At 64.3% G+C, this 13,790-nt stretch carries 16 protein-coding genes; 3 read left to right on the top strand and 13 right to left on the bottom strand.

Going from position 1 to position 13,790, the window contains the following annotated elements; all coding sequences use genetic code 11:
* Positions 1-15: 15 nt before the first annotated feature.
* From FJ490_RS08530 to tesB, 4 genes are all read right to left on the bottom strand, one after another.
* Positions 16-291, bottom strand: coding sequence for a hypothetical protein (locus tag FJ490_RS08530; RefSeq protein ID WP_140492681.1), 276 nt, complete (start codon positions 289-291; stop codon positions 16-18).
* Positions 292-595: 304 nt separating this feature from the next.
* Positions 596-1,948, bottom strand: coding sequence for an ammonium transporter (locus FJ490_RS08525; RefSeq protein WP_140492683.1), 1,353 nt, complete (start codon positions 1,946-1,948; stop codon positions 596-598).
* 32 nt (positions 1,949-1,980) lie between these two features.
* Positions 1,981-2,319: a P-II family nitrogen regulator gene (locus FJ490_RS08520; RefSeq protein ID WP_095084051.1), complete on the bottom strand. Its 339-nt coding sequence runs from the start codon at positions 2,317-2,319 to the stop codon at positions 1,981-1,983.
* Positions 2,320-2,568: 249 nt separating this feature from the next.
* Positions 2,569-3,429, bottom strand: coding sequence for an acyl-CoA thioesterase II (gene tesB / locus FJ490_RS08515; RefSeq protein ID WP_140728660.1), 861 nt, complete (start codon positions 3,427-3,429; stop codon positions 2,569-2,571).
* A 99-nt stretch (positions 3,430-3,528) separates the two neighbouring features.
* On the opposite strand from tesB, the gene FJ490_RS08510 reads away from it, so the two are divergent.
* The gene (locus FJ490_RS08510; RefSeq protein ID WP_140728659.1) at positions 3,529-4,788 is read left to right on the top strand and encodes a ubiquinone biosynthesis hydroxylase; all 1,260 of its coding nucleotides are present in this window, start codon (positions 3,529-3,531) and stop codon (positions 4,786-4,788) included.
* Between the two features lie 13 nt (positions 4,789-4,801).
* On the opposite strand, the gene FJ490_RS08505 is transcribed toward FJ490_RS08510, so the two are convergent.
* Positions 4,802-5,158 (bottom strand): YciI family protein, encoded by a 357-nt coding sequence (locus FJ490_RS08505; protein WP_140492691.1) that lies wholly within the window; start codon positions 5,156-5,158, stop codon positions 4,802-4,804.
* On the bottom strand, positions 5,155-5,382 hold the full coding sequence (locus FJ490_RS08500; RefSeq protein ID WP_140554839.1) for a hypothetical protein: 228 nt from the start codon (positions 5,380-5,382) through the stop codon (positions 5,155-5,157). The genes FJ490_RS08505 and FJ490_RS08500 overlap by 4 nt, the downstream gene beginning before the upstream one ends.
* A gap of 213 nt (positions 5,383-5,595) precedes the next feature.
* On the opposite strand from FJ490_RS08500, the gene FJ490_RS08495 reads away from it, so the two are divergent.
* On the top strand, positions 5,596-6,021 hold the full coding sequence (locus FJ490_RS08495) for an OsmC family protein (protein ID WP_140492697.1): 426 nt from the start codon (positions 5,596-5,598) through the stop codon (positions 6,019-6,021).
* Between the two features lie 48 nt (positions 6,022-6,069).
* Here the strand turns inward: FJ490_RS08495 and FJ490_RS08490 are convergent, their stop codons facing one another.
* The 5 genes from FJ490_RS08490 to sdhC all read right to left on the bottom strand — a co-directional run bounded on the left by FJ490_RS08490 (position 6,070) and on the right by sdhC (position 10,278).
* On the bottom strand, positions 6,070-6,696 hold the full coding sequence (locus FJ490_RS08490; protein WP_140559263.1) for a DUF480 domain-containing protein: 627 nt from the start codon (positions 6,694-6,696) through the stop codon (positions 6,070-6,072).
* Between the two features lie 105 nt (positions 6,697-6,801).
* Positions 6,802-7,581 carry a succinate dehydrogenase iron-sulfur subunit gene (locus FJ490_RS08485; protein WP_140518103.1) on the bottom strand — a complete coding sequence of 260 codons (780 nt, stop codon included), beginning with the start codon at positions 7,579-7,581 and terminating at the stop codon, positions 6,802-6,804.
* A 39-nt stretch (positions 7,582-7,620) separates the two neighbouring features.
* Complete coding sequence (gene sdhA / locus FJ490_RS08480; protein ID WP_140518102.1) at positions 7,621-9,456, bottom strand: succinate dehydrogenase flavoprotein subunit; 1,836 nt, start codon at positions 9,454-9,456, stop codon at positions 7,621-7,623.
* A gap of 4 nt (positions 9,457-9,460) precedes the next feature.
* A complete protein-coding gene (gene sdhD / locus FJ490_RS08475) occupies positions 9,461-9,856 on the bottom strand; it encodes a succinate dehydrogenase, hydrophobic membrane anchor protein (protein WP_140518101.1) in 396 nt (131 codons plus the stop codon).
* A gap of 2 nt (positions 9,857-9,858) precedes the next feature.
* A complete protein-coding gene (sdhC, locus tag FJ490_RS08470) occupies positions 9,859-10,278 on the bottom strand; it encodes a succinate dehydrogenase, cytochrome b556 subunit (protein ID WP_140518100.1) in 420 nt (139 codons plus the stop codon).
* Positions 10,279-10,722: 444 nt separating this feature from the next.
* Here sdhC and FJ490_RS08465 point away from each other — a divergent pair, with 444 nt between their 5' ends.
* Positions 10,723-11,085, top strand: coding sequence for a hypothetical protein (locus tag FJ490_RS08465; protein ID WP_140559264.1), 363 nt, complete (start codon positions 10,723-10,725; stop codon positions 11,083-11,085).
* Here the strand turns inward: FJ490_RS08465 and FJ490_RS08460 are convergent.
* Together FJ490_RS08460 and FJ490_RS08455 are read right to left on the bottom strand one after the other, a co-directional pair.
* Entirely contained in the window at positions 11,069-12,271 is a 1,203-nt protein-coding gene (locus FJ490_RS08460; protein WP_140559265.1) for a GGDEF domain-containing protein, read from the bottom strand. The genes FJ490_RS08465 and FJ490_RS08460 overlap by 17 nt on opposite strands.
* A 190-nt stretch (positions 12,272-12,461) precedes the next feature.
* The gene (locus tag FJ490_RS08455; protein WP_140662750.1) at positions 12,462-13,658 is read right to left on the bottom strand and encodes a GGDEF domain-containing protein; all 1,197 of its coding nucleotides are present in this window, start codon (positions 13,656-13,658) and stop codon (positions 12,462-12,464) included.
* Positions 13,659-13,790 lie beyond the last annotated feature (132 nt).

The raw sequence follows: 13,790 nt of genomic DNA, 5'->3' as shown, positions 1-13,790 counted from the left end.
TGATCCGCTGCGGTCTCAGTTGGCTCCGCCGAGCGCCTGGACGTTGGCGCAGAACTCGGCGTGCGGCTTGCTCATCGCCGCGTCCTGGCATTCCTTCTTCATCGTATCCTGTTTTTCCATTGGCATGGCCATGAAAGCGGTCTTGAATTCCGCCATCGGCTTCATGGTTTTCATGCTGGAATCGGTGAAGAACGGGGCCATATTGTCGGGTTCGTCGAGAGCCCCGGCAAATGCCATGCCGCTGACCATGGAAAGAGCGAGCGCGCCGAGACAGATATTCTTGACGTTCATTGGATAGTTTCCTTCCCTATTGTTTGCAACGACCGCCGAACAGTGGTCGTGCCCGGGAGTTCGATGCCAAGACGTCCGATGTTTCCTCGAAAATCTCAATCACGCGAACGTGATTGCGCTCGTTCAATCAAACGGGCTCCAAAAAAGAGGCCCGGAGCGATCCGGGCCTCAAGGCGTGAGCACCTTGCGGAGCGTCACGACGGGATTTCAAGTTCCAGAAGACGTGCAGCGGTTTTCCGTACGCGATTACAGAAAGAGATGGGACCGGCGGGAGGAGGTCCGCCGGTCCCATGGCAAAGAGGCCTTACGGCACCACTTCGCCGTGCTGGCTGATGTCGAGACCCTCGACCTCTTCCTGGGTCGATGGACGCAGGCCGACGAGCGCCTTGACGATGTAGAGGATGACGAAGGTGGCGATTGCCGTCCACAGGATGGTGAAGACGATGCCGTAGAGCTGCTTGCCGATCGACGCGCCCGAGGACAGGCTGTTGATTGCCGGGTCGGCGAGCACGCCGGTCAGCAATGCGCCGACCACGCCGCCGACGCCATGGACGCCGAAGGCATCGAGCGAGTCGTCATAGCCGAACATGTGCTTTACCTTGACCGCCGAGATGTAGCAGACGACGCCGGCGACGATGCCGACGATGAAGGCGCCCGTCGGGTTGACGAAGCCGGAAGCCGGCGTCACCGCGACAAGGCCGGCGACGGCGCCGGAGATGATGCCGAGCACCGAGGGCTTCTTGGCGACGATCCATTCGGCGAACATCCAGGCCAGCGCCGCTGCCGCGGTGGCAACCTGGGTGTTGAGCATCGCGGCACCGGCGAGGCCGTCGGCGGCGAGTTCCGAACCGGCGTTGAAGCCGAACCAGCCGACCCACAGCAGCGAAGCGCCGATCACGGAATAGACCAGGTTATGCGGCGCCATGTTGGTGGTGCCGTAGCCTTCGCGCTTGCCAAGGACCAGGGCGCAGACGAGACCCGCGACACCGGCATTGATATGGACGACCGTGCCGCCGGCGAAGTCGAGCACGCCGGCAGCGCCGAGGAAGCCGCCGCCCCAGACCCAATGCGCGATCGGCGCATAGACGACCAGCAGCCACAGCGCCATGAAGATCAGCAGGGCCGAGAACTTCATGCGCTCGGCAAAGGCGCCGGCGATCAGGGCCGGGGTGATGATGGCGAAGGTCATCTGGAACATCGAAAAGACGAATTCAGGAATGTTGGCCACGCCCGGCGCCCACAGCGTCGAGGTGGTGATGCCGTGATGGAAGAACTTCGAGAAGCCCCCGAGATAGGCATTCATGCCGCCGCCGTCGGAAAAGGCCAGCGAATAGCCGAACATGAACCACAGCACCGTCACCAGGCAGGTGATGGCGAAGCTCTGCATGACGGTGGCAAGCACGTTCTTCTTGCGCACCATGCCGCCGTAGAACAGTGCCAGGCCGGGGATGGTCATCATCAGCACCAGCGCCGTCGAAGTCAGCATCCAGGCGGTGTTGCCGGTGTCGAGCACCGGGGTGGGAGCGGCCGGGGCGGCGGCAGCCGCGGCCGGAGCCGCTTCCTGCGCGAGGGCGGCGACGCTGCCCAACGCTGCGAGAGCGAGCGAGCCAAAAAGGGCGGCGCGTCCCGTCTTCTTCAAGGTGGAAGGAATATTCATTGAACTCTCCATTGGAATACGTGTTCGCCGCTTCAGAGCGCGTCGGTGTCTGTTTCGCCGGTGCGGATGCGCACCGCCTGGTCGATGCCGAAAACGAAGATCTTGCCGTCGCCGATCTGACCGGTCTTGGCGGCTGCGGTGATGGCCTCCACGGCCTTGTCGACCACGTCGGCGCTGACCGCGACCTCGATCTTGATCTTCGGCAGGAAACTGACCGCGTATTCCGCCCCGCGATAGATTTCCGTGTGCCCCTTCTGACGCCCGTAGCCTTTGACTTCGGTGACGGTCAGGCCCTGGATGCCGACGGCGGTAAGCGCTTCGCGTACCTCGTCGAGCTTGAACGGCTTGATGATTGCCATCACGATTTTCATAAGGTTTCACCCTTTTGCTGTTGCGGTCCCCCGCGTTTGCACACCTTCACCGATCCCGAGGAGCCGGAGAGTGCCGACGAGGATTCAAGCTCCGTGCCAATTGCCGAAGCAGCGTGTTAACCTGTTGTAAATAAAGGAATTGACGCGCCCGCAACCGCACCGTGCCGATGGGCGCGGCACAGCTTCTGCTCAATAATTAAGCAATTTTCTGAAAACGCCTATTTGGAAGGCTTTGGGCGAAAGGACTGCTCAACGCTTGAGCCGGATCAAGCCTTCCTGGGCCATCGAGGCGATCAGCGTGCCGTCGCGGGCATAGAGCGTGCCGCGGCTGAATCCGCGTGATCCCGAGCTCGAGGGGCTGTCCTGCGCGTAGAGCAGCCAGCCGTCAAGCGAATGCGGGCGGTGGAACCACATCGAATGGTCGAGGCTGGCCGCCTGGATGTCGGGATCGAACAGCCCGCGCCCATGCGCGAAGGTCGAGGTGTCGAGCAGCGTCATGTCGGAAAGGTAGGCGAGCAACACCGATTGCAGCGCGCGGTCGTCTGGGACGGGACCGGCGAGGCGGATCCAGACATTCTGCCGGGGCGGCAGCTTGTCACGGCTTTCATAGTGCTGGAGATTGACCGGCCTGAGCTCCAGCGGCCGCTCGCGCGCCCAGAAGCGTCGCACCGCTTCCGGCACCCGGTCGGCCCTTTCGAGCAATTGGCGCTGCGTCTTCAGCCCTTCCGGCGGCGGCACGTCGTCGGGCAAAGCGAACTGGTGCTCCAGCCCCTTCTCATCGACCTGGAACGAGGCCTCCAGCGAGAAGATCGCCTGCCCGTGCTGGATCGCCAGCACCCGGCGGGTGGTGAAGGAGCCGCCGTCGCGGATGCGGTCGACCTCGTAGATGATCGGCACCTTGATGTCGCCCGGCCGCATAAAATAGCCGTGCAGCGAATGCACGTAGCGGTCGGGCTCCACGGTCCGCTGCGCCGCCACCAGCGCCTGGGCGATGGTCTGGCCGCCGAACACGCGCTGCCACTCCACCTGGGGGCTGCGACCACGATACAGATTGTGTTCCAGCCTCTCGAGGTCGAGAATGCGCAGAAGCTCGTCCATGGCCGCCGTCATGTGTCGTGACCTCGCCTCAAGATTTCCTCGGCGGGTTTCCGACAGGAAGGACGGGCCGTCAAGGGCGGATGGCAGGCTGGCTTGCAAGGAGCGAAGACCATGGAAGGCAAGGCAGAGGCGAAAACCAGGTCCGGGCTCGATGTTCTGGTCGCCGGCGCCGGCTATGTCGGCCTGGCTGCCGCCGTGTCGCTGAAACAGGCGCAACCGGAGCTTGCCGTGGCCCTGGTCGATGCCGCACCCGCCGGCTCCTGGCAAAGGGACGGGCGCGCCTCGGCCATTGCGGCGGCCGCCTGCCGCATGCTCGAGCGGCTCGGCGTCTGGGCCGAGATCGCGCCGGAAGCGCAGGCAATCACCGAGATGATCATCACCGATTCGCGTGCCGCCGATCCTGTGCGCCCGGTCTTCCTCACTTTCGACGGCGAGGTGGCGTCGGGCGAGCCCTTCGCACATATGGTGGCCAACCGGGTGCTGAACGGCGCCTTGCGCCGCAGCGCCGAAAAGCTCGGCGTCGACATCATCGAAGGCGTTGCCGTGCAAGGGTTCGAAACCAATGGTGCAGGCATCACCGTGCATTTGGCCGACGGCGCGACGCTGAAGGCGCGGCTGCTGGTCGCCGCCGACGGCGTCAATTCGAAGCTGCGTGACATGGCCGGCATCAAGACGGTGAAGTGGGAATACGGCCAGTCCGGCATCGTCTGCACCGTGGCACATGAACGGCCCCACAACGGCCGTGCCGAAGAGCATTTCCTGCCCGCCGGCCCCTTCGCCACGCTGCCGCTGAAGCCGGGCGAGGACGGCTCCAACCGCTCGTCGATCGTCTGGGTCGAGCGGTCGGAAGATGCTCAGACGCTGGTCGCCGGCGACGACCTCCTCTTCGAGCATGAGCTGGAACAGCGTTTCGGCCTCAAGCTTGGCGAGATCCGCGTCGCCGACAAGCCGCGCGCCTGGCCGCTGGGTCTTACCATCGCGCGCGCCTTCGTCGCGCCGCGCGTGGCGCTTGCCGGCGATGCCGCCCACGGCATCCATCCGATTGCCGGCCAGGGCCTCAATCTCGGCTTCAAGGATGTCGCCGCCCTGGCCGAGGTGATCGTCGAGGCCGACCGGCTGGGCCAGGATATCGGCGCGCTCGACGTGCTCGAGCGCTACCAGCAATGGCGTCGTTTCGACACGGTGCAGATGGGCGTCACGACAGATGTGCTGAACCGGCTGTTTTCCAACGACATCGGTCCGCTGCGCGCAGTGCGCGATATCGGCCTCGGCCTGGTCGAGCGCATGCCGCGGCTGAAGGAATTCTTCATCCGCCAGGCGTCGGGGCTTTCAGCCGGCACGCCGCGCCTTTTGAAGGGCGAGGCGATCTGACCCGCCGCGCCATCTATGACCCGGGCACGTCATAGATCGCCCGGACCTCGATCGTGCCGAGTTCGGCCAGCGGAATGCCGCCGGCGATGTCCAGTGCCTCCTGGAGGTCCTTCGCCTCGATCATGACGAAGCCGAGCAACTGCTCCTTGGTTTCGGCGAACGGGCCGTCGGTGACCAGCCGCTTGCCCTTGCGACGGCGCACGGTTTTCGAGGTCTTCACCGATTGCAGCGCCTGCGCGACGATGAGCTTGCCTTGTTGGTCCAAGGACCGGTCATAGGCCAGCGAATCGGCGTCGAGCTTGGCCGATCCTTCCGGGGTGAGCGCGTAGAGGTCTTTCTCCTCACCATAGACCAGGCAGACATATTTCATTTCGCGCTCCCTTGCTGCGATGAATCATAGGATGCGGTGACGAGCGTGTCAGCCTTGCCTTCGACCGCTGCCGCATGGTCGAGAAGGCATGCCGCGACCGCGATGATGGCGACAGCCGCCAGCAGCCTGCGGACACCGGACGGCGGTGGCTCCAGCCAGAAGTCCTGCCGTCGTTGAGCCTTGCGGCCCGGGGTCTTCCATATTGCGAAAAACAGATTGTCCATGTGAACCTCCATCCGGCCACAATCCCGTGGTCGCCCGCAGGACGGCCGGGCCGAATGGAAGCCGACATTTTTGCACGCGGTTTTTTTTCTAAAGGAATGAACCGTCATCACGCCGTGGTCCAAACAGCGCAGTGGTCTTCGCGCATGCCCGCGTTATAGTTGGCCGGACGCTGGGCTCACCTGGACAAGTTCACGACAACCAAGGAGGAATTCATGGACCGCACCGCAACCGCCGTCTGGAAGGGCAATCTGAAGGACGGCAAAGGCACGCTCGACAGCCAGAGCGGGACCCTGAACGGCACGCCCTATTCGTTCAAGGCACGCTTCGAGGACGAGAGCGGCAAATCCGGCACCAATCCGGAAGAGCTGATCGCGGCCGCGCACGCCGGCTGCTACGCCATGCAGCTGTCGCATTTCCTGGCCGAGAACGGCACCCCGGCAGCCGAGCTCGACGCCAAGGCCGTGGTGACGCTGGTTCCCGGCACCGGCATCACGGGCAGCGCGATCACCCTTGTCGGCAAGGTGCCCGGCATCGACGCCGCGAAGTTCAAGGAATTGGCCGAGAAGGCCAAGGCCGAATGCCCTGTTTCCAAAGCGCTGGGCGCCATCAACGTATCGCTCGACGCCAGGCTCGGCTGAGACCACGGCATCCCGGCGCGCATGGTCGCGCCGGACACGCCCGACCGCTCAGGCGCCCAGCGCGTCGAGCCGGGCGCGAAGGGCTGCGACTTCCTGCTCCAGCGCCTCCACTCTCGCTTCGAGGTCGGAAGCGGGCACGGCCGATGCAGTGCGCTGCGCCGACAGGGCGGCAACGTCAACCGGCCCGGCGAGGAGATGCACATAGCGGTCCTCGCGTTGGCCTGGACCGCGCGGGATTTCCTGAACGAGCGGCGGTCGACGGCCGATCAGCATATCGAGTTCACCGCGCAAATCCTCGATCGATGAAAACCTTGCCATGCGCTCGCTGCGTGCCAACAATTCATGCGCCGTCTGCGGCCCGCGCAGCAAAAGCAGACCGACCAAGGCGGTCTGAGGCGTGGTCAGCGAGAAGCGCTGCGCCATCTGGTGCTCGTAGCGCTCGACGCGGGAGCCGAACATCTGCCGCACCAGCCCCTTCTGCTCGAGCAGCTTCAGCGCCCGGTGCACCTCTGTCTGCTCCAGCGCCATGACGGGCTCGCGCGCCGTCTTCTGGTTGGCGGCGGCAAGCGCTGCGTTGAGGGTCAACGGATAGACGTCCGGCGTCAGCTCCTTCTTCTCGATGAGGCAGCCGAGCACACGCGCTTCGGGAGGAGACAGGATGGGGAGGTCCGTCATTGGATTGCAATCCTTTTTGAAGCTGGCAAGACAGCGCCCCTTTTGTCCTGCCGGAGAAAGGGGGCGCGAAGGATCGCTGCGTTCAAGATTGCCGCGAGCGAGCGCCTAAACCCTTCTCTCCACCATCATCTTCTTGATTTCCGCGATCGCCTTGGCCGGATTCAAGCCCTTGGGGCAGGTCTGCGCGCAGTTCATGATGGTGTGGCAGCGATAGAGCCGGAAGGGGTCCTCGAGATTGTCGAGCCGCTCGCCCGTGGCCTCGTCGCGGCTGTCGATCAGCCAGCGATACGCCTGCAGCAGGGTTGCCGGGCCGAGATAACGGTCGCCGTTCCACCAATAGCTCGGGCAAGAGGTCGAGCAACAGGCGCATAATATGCATTCGTAGAGCCCGTCGAGCTTCTCGCGCTCCTCATGGCTCTGCAGCCATTCCTTGGCCGGCTGCGGCGAGACCGTCTTCAGCCACGGTTCGATCGAGGCGTGCTGGGCGTAGAAATTGGTGAGATCGGGCACCAGGTCCTTGATGACGGGCATATGCGGCAGCGGGTAGATCTTGACAGCACCCGATATGTCGTCGCAGCCCTTGGTGCAGGCGAGCGTGTTGGAGCCGTCGATATTCATGGCGCAGGAGCCGCAGATGCCTTCCCGGCAGGAGCGGCGCAAGGTCAGCGTCGGGTCGATCTTGTTCTTGATCCAGAGCAGCGCATCCAGCACCATCGGCCCGCAATCGTCCATGTCGACGAAATAGGTGTCCATGCGCGGGTTCTCGTCATCATCCGGCGACCAGCGGTAGATGCGGTATTCCCTGAGATTGGTCGCGCCTTCCGGCTTCGGCCAGGTCTTGCCCTGCTGGATCTTCGAGTTCTTGGGGAGCGTGAGTTCGACCATTACCTCAGGTCCTTTCGGATGACGCGGCTGGACGTCATTTCAATACACCCTGGCCTTGGGCGCGATCTTGGCGAGACTGATGCCGCCGTCCTTTTCGGCCAGCAGCGGTTCGGTGTGCACCGGGCGGTAGGAGAGCGTCACCTCACCGGTCTCGCTCAGATGGGCGAGCGTGTGCTTGCGCCAGTTGGCGTCGTCGCGGGCCGAGAAATCCTCCCGCGCGTGCGCGCCACGGCTCTCCTTGCGGGCCTCGGCGCCGTAGACCGTGGTGATGGCGTTGGCCATCAGGTTTTCCAGCTCCAGCGTCTCCACCAGGTCGGAGTTCCAGATCATCGAGCGATCGAAAACCTTTATGTCCTTGAGCTCGCCCCAGATCTGCGAAATGCGCTTGCAACCGTTCTCCAGCGATTCCTGCGTGCGGAACACCGCCGCGTCTTCCTGCATGGCACGCTGCATCTTTTCGCGCAGAACCGCCGTCGGCGTCGAGCCGTTGGCGTGGCGCAGCCGGTCGAAGCGATCCATGATCTTGTCGACCGAGGCCTGGTTGGGCGACGGGATCGCCGACTTGCGATCGATGACCTGGCCAGCGCGGATCGCCGCCGCGCGTCCGAACACGACCAGGTCGATCAGCGAGTTCGATCCCAGCCGGTTGGCGCCGTGCACCGAGGCGCAGCCGGCCTCGCCTACCGCCATCAGGCCGGGCGAGACCCGATCGGGATTAAGGATCGTCGGGTTGAGCACCTCGCCCCAGTAATTGGTCGGCACGCCGCCCATATTGTAGTGCACCGTCGGCAGCACCGGAATCGGCTCCTTGGTGAGGTCGACGCCGGCGAAGATCTTTGCCGATTCCGAGATGCCGGGCAGCCGCTCGTGCAGCACCGCCGGATCGAGATGATCGAGGTGCAGGAAGATATGGTCCTTGTTCTTGCCGACGCCGCGGCCCTCCCGGATTTCCAGCGTCATGCAGCGCGAGACGACATCGCGCGAGGCAAGGTCCTTGGCCGACGGCGCGTAGCGCTCCATGAACCGCTCGCCCTCGGAATTGACGAGATAGCCGCCCTCGCCGCGCGCGCCTTCGGTGATCAGGCAGCCGGCCCCGTAGATGCCGGTCGGGTGGAACTGCACGAACTCCATGTCCTGTAAAGGGAACCCCGCCCGCGCGGCCATGCCGCCGCCGTCGCCGGTGCAGGTGTGGGCCGACGTCGCCGAGAAATAAGCGCGGCCATAGCCGCCTGTCGCCAGCACAACCATCTTGGCCGAGAAACGGTGGATGGTGCCGTCGTCGAGGTTCCAGGCGACGACGCCGGTGCATGTACCGTCCGGCTCCATGATCAGGTCGAGCGCGAAATACTCGATGAAGAACTGCGCGTTGTTCTTCAGCGACTGGCCGTAGAGCGTGTGCAGGATGGCGTGGCCGGTGCGGTCGGCGGCCGCGCAAGTGCGCTGCACGGGCGGGCCATCGCCGTAATTCATCATGTGGCCGCCGAACGGCCGCTGGTAGATCTTGCCCTCTTCCGTGCGCGAGAACGGCACGCCGTAGTGCTCGAGTTCGTAGACGGCGGCCGGCGCTTCACGCACCAGATATTCCATGGCGTCGACATCGCCCAGCCAGTCCGAACCCTTGACGGTGTCGTACATGTGCCACTGCCAGGAGTCCGGGCCCATGTTGGAAAGCGAAGCGGCAATGCCGCCCTGCGCCGCCACCGTGTGCGAGCGGGTCGGGAAAACCTTGGTGATGCAGGCGGTGCGCAGGCCCTGTTCGGCCATGCCCAGCGTAGCGCGCAGTCCCGCACCTCCGGCACCGACGACCACGACGTCGAATTTGTGGTCGACATAGGTATAGCCTGCCGTATTGGCTTCTTTCGCGTCCTTGGCCAAAACGTCAGCCTCCGAATGCCAGTTTGAGCAGGGCGAAGAGCGAAGCCACGCCGACCGCTACGGTGAAGAAAGTGTTGAGGGCGATCAGCGCCAGCTTCATGCCTTCGCCATGCACGTAATCCTCGATGATCACCTGCATGCCGATCCGCATGTGATAAAGCGGCGAGATGAGCACAAGGGCCATCATCAGCGCCACGAGCGGGTTGGCGAGCGCTGCCCGCACCTCCGCATAACCGGCGCCGTTGAGCGCGACCAGGAACCCGGTGAAGAACAGGATCAGCGGGATGTTGGCGATTGCCGTGAGGCGCTGGCGCCAGAAATGCCCGGTGCCTTCGCGGGCCGAGCCCAGGCCGCGGACTTTCGCCAGCGGCGTGCGCATGTCGGTCTTTCCAGTGCTCATGGTCAGGCTCCTCGCGCCATATAGCCGGCGATCCAGATCAGCAGCGTGAGCAGGACCGAGCCGGCCAGGGTCGCCCAGGCGATCTTGGAGGCGGTATGCTTTTCGAGACCGGCGCCGGTATCCCAGATCAGGTGGCGCACGCCGCCCAGCATGTGGTGCATGAGCGCCCAGGTGTAGCCGAACAGGATCAGCCGCCCGAGCCAGGTTCCGAAGGCCCAGCTCACCCAATCGAAAGTGGCTTGCGAGCTCGCTGCCGCCATCAGCCATATCGCGACCAGGAGCGTGCCGAAATAGAGCGCGCCGCCGGTGATGCGATGGATGATCGACATCGTCATGGTGATCGGCGGCCGGTACACGCTGAGGTGCGGCGAAAGCGGCCGTTCACGTCTGGCGAATTCGCGGGTGGCTGGTGATTTGCTCATGGCTCCCCCAGTTCGGCGTTCCTGGAGCCTCAGGTGGAAATGCGGCATTGCCGCTTCCGGTTGCGACTTCGGACAGCCGGTTTCTAATGCTCTTTTTGCACCGCGTCAAAGCCAGAAAACCGTTTCGAAAACGTAATTTAGTCTTATTAAAAGGCAGGTCCGGGCTTCAATCGATTAGGCGTCGACGATGCCAAGCCGGCCCGTTCTCGCTGCGGTGCAGCATATATGTGGCGGGCGCGGGCTTCGGCTCAGCGGGTGCGGGTCAGCGGCGCCGAGCCCGCTTTCATCACCAGCGCCTCGCGACCGTCGATCACGATCGCGTCATGTGCCTCGTTAACCATGTTTATCAAGACATGGGTGAGAACCACGCCAGCCTCTTAACAAAGGTTAAGAAAAGGTTAATTTCCGATTCGAGGAGGCTTTGTCTCCAACATGGAGGACGCCATGCGTTCGAATTCGGGCAGATCGCGCCTTGCGGCGTTCACAGTGGCGGTATTGGCCGTCGGCTTCGCCGCGCCGGCGCTGGCGGACGGACGCCACCAGGATCGGGTCTACGCCGATTCCTTCGGCAATCTCGTCATCGACAGTGCCGCCGGCTACAAGCGCATCCTCGTCGGCGAAGGCAATCTCGCCAAGCAGCTGTCCGACTATACCAGCGCCGGCCAGCCCAAGGTGATCTACGAGAACGGCGCTGAGGAGATGTCGGGCTATGGCGACTGCTATCGGCCGCCGGTGTTCGTGAAGGGGCGCAGTTATATGTATGGCCTCTCCGACGGCGAAATGCCCGAGCTCAGCCCCTGCCGCTGAACAGCGCCACGGCCTCTGGCCTGGCTGGCCCGGCGGAAACGCGCACGCAGTCGCGCCCGGCATCCTTGGCCCGATAGAGCGCTTCATCGGCACGCCGCATCAGACCGGAAAAATGCTCGCCGGCACGAAGCTCGGCGACGCCGAAGCTTGCCGTGCAGCGATTGTCGGCGGGGAGCCCGTCGATGGGCAGCGTCCCGAAGGCGCTGCGCGCGCTTTCGGCGAACAGCCGCGCGGCGGCAAGGTTGGTGCCTGGCAGGATGATGGCGAACTCCTCGCCGCCTATACGACCGGCGACATGGTGGTCGGCCGCGGCCTCGCGCAGGAAGCGGGCAAAGGCCTCGATGACCCGGTCGCCCGAGGCATGGCCGTAATTGTCGTTGATGGACTTGAAGTGGTCGAGATCGGCGATGACCAGCGCGACTGGGACGCCCCGGCGCGCCGCGTCCCCCAGCGCCCTCTCGGCGTGATGCTCGAAGCCGCCGCGGTTGAGGAGCCGCGACAGCGTGTCCGTTTCCGATTTCGACGTCGCCTCGGCGAGCACGTCGCGCACCAGTATGGCCAGCGCCAGCAAGGCCAGCGCCACGCCGAACACGGTGCCGAGCGATTGCGATACCAGGGCATAGCTGGTCTGCAGATAGGATTGCGGGGCGGCGCCGCGGCCGCCAAGCGCATCGGCGATGAATGGCTTGCTGGCGAACTGCATGGCGCTGGCCGCCAGCACCGCCATCAGCATCCGATCGAGCCGGTCACGCCTTTGCCTGGACGACCAGACAATGCCGAACCCGGTAAGCTGCATGACGGCGTAGGGCAGTTGGTAGGCCATCTTGCTGACTAGGGACTGGCGCGGCAGATCCTGGGCGAAATAGACCGCGACAGACGCAACGGCCAGGATCAGGAGCATCGCCGACCAGGGCGGCGTCACGCCGTATCTATGCGCAAGCCCGCCGTTGAAGGCGATGGTGGCGCCAAGGAAAACGGCAAAGGCTGCGACGACCACCAGCCGCGCATTGTCGAAGGCGGGGATGCTGAATTCCACGACGAAATAGGCCATGCCCAGCACATAACCGAACGCCAGCCAGCGTGCCGAGACGCGTCCGATGTCATAGACGGCAATCGCCATGAAGGCCGCCGCCAGCAGCCCGGCAACGAACAGATTGATGACAAGGATGAAGTCCGCGCCGCCCATGATTTCCCAAAGCCCCTGACGGCAGCAAACCATCGACGGGCGAAAAAGAAGTTAACGTCAGGTCATATCGGAGGCTCGCGCACGCCTCGGGGATTGGCCGAAGGATGTTTGCCATCGCCTTTCAGGGCGAAGCAAGGAACGAAGCGGTGCGGCGCGGTCCTGGATGGTGAAGACGTCAGGCCGATCGCCTTCAGCCGGCTTTGAGCGGCTCCGGCACGAACAGCGTTTCCGGCCGCTCATAGGACAGGCGCACGCTGTCGCGGCCGTTCTTCTTGGCCTTGTAGAGGGCCTCGTCGGCGCGGCGCATCAACGGCTCCAGCGCTTCGTCGCCGCTGCGCGCCGCCACGCCGAAACTGGCGGTGACCTTGGTGCCGGGCGGAAGTCCGTCGACGCCGCCGGCCGAGTAGGCCACGCGCACGGCCTCTGCGAGCAGCCGCGCGGCGGCAAGATCGGTCAAGGGCAGGAGCACCGCGAATTCCTCGCCGCCGATACGTCCGGCCTCACCGCGCGTACCGGCGGCGGCGCGAAGCTTGGCGGCGAAGTCGGCGATCACCCGGTCGCCCGCGGCATGCCCATGCAGGTCGTTGAGCGCCTTGAAGTGGTCGAGATCGGCCAGCACAAGGGCCACCGGCAATTTCGCCGCCGCGCAGCGTTGCAAGAGCAGTGCCGCCCGTTGCTCGAAGCCGCGCCGGTTGAGGAGGCGAGACAGCGGATCTGTGTAGGTTTCGACCTTCAACGCCTTCATCACGTCGAGCGCGGCGGCGGAGAACAGGCAAAGCGCGATCAGCAGCGACAGCAGCGCATGCGACAGCAACGCCGTCGTCCAATAGGATGATGTATAGAGCTCGTCATAGGTCGCGAAAGGCCCGTGCGCGACGATGACGGCAAGCGTGCGCACGAAGAAATTCAGCCCCGCGAGCAACGCCAGGACGAACAGGATATTTTCCGTCGGGCCATTGCCACGCACCTTGCGCAATTCGGCGGCCGCCACCAGGCTGATGCCGCCGAGCGCGAAATTGATGACGAGGACCCGCCATGTCAGGTCCGGCTGGACGAACAGGAACCAGCAAAAGGCGGCCATGCCGCCGCTCGCCAAGACGCAAAGCCCGGCATAGGGCACTCGCCGGCCATGCCGCGCCACGATCGCGCCGGCCAGGCAGGATCCGGCAACGCAGAAGCATAGGTTGGAGAGCAGCTTCGACGGTGCCAGGCCAACGGGCAGCGTGAAATGCTGGAACAGGAACCCGGCCGCCGCAAGCGAATAGCTTACCGCCAGCACGGCCAGATAGGGACGGTGGCGCTGATAGAACCAAAGCACGAGGAACGCCGCGCCGAGGGCCAGCGCGATCGTCGGGTTTAGCAACGCTATCAGCAGGCCGGTGTCCAAAGGACCGTGACTTCCCCTCGCTTGACGTCGGGGAAGACCTTAGGCTGCAAGCCCAAACAAGCGGTTAAGCGAAAGCGAATATGCGTCACGCTGGTGCGGAGCGTGACGTGGAACCGGCGCGCCGGACCTGCG

This window comes from Mesorhizobium sp. B2-5-11 (assembly GCF_006440835.1).
Taxonomy (GTDB): Bacteria; Pseudomonadota; Alphaproteobacteria; order Rhizobiales; family Rhizobiaceae; genus Mesorhizobium.
This window is presented reverse-complemented; position numbering and strand designations above follow the sequence as displayed.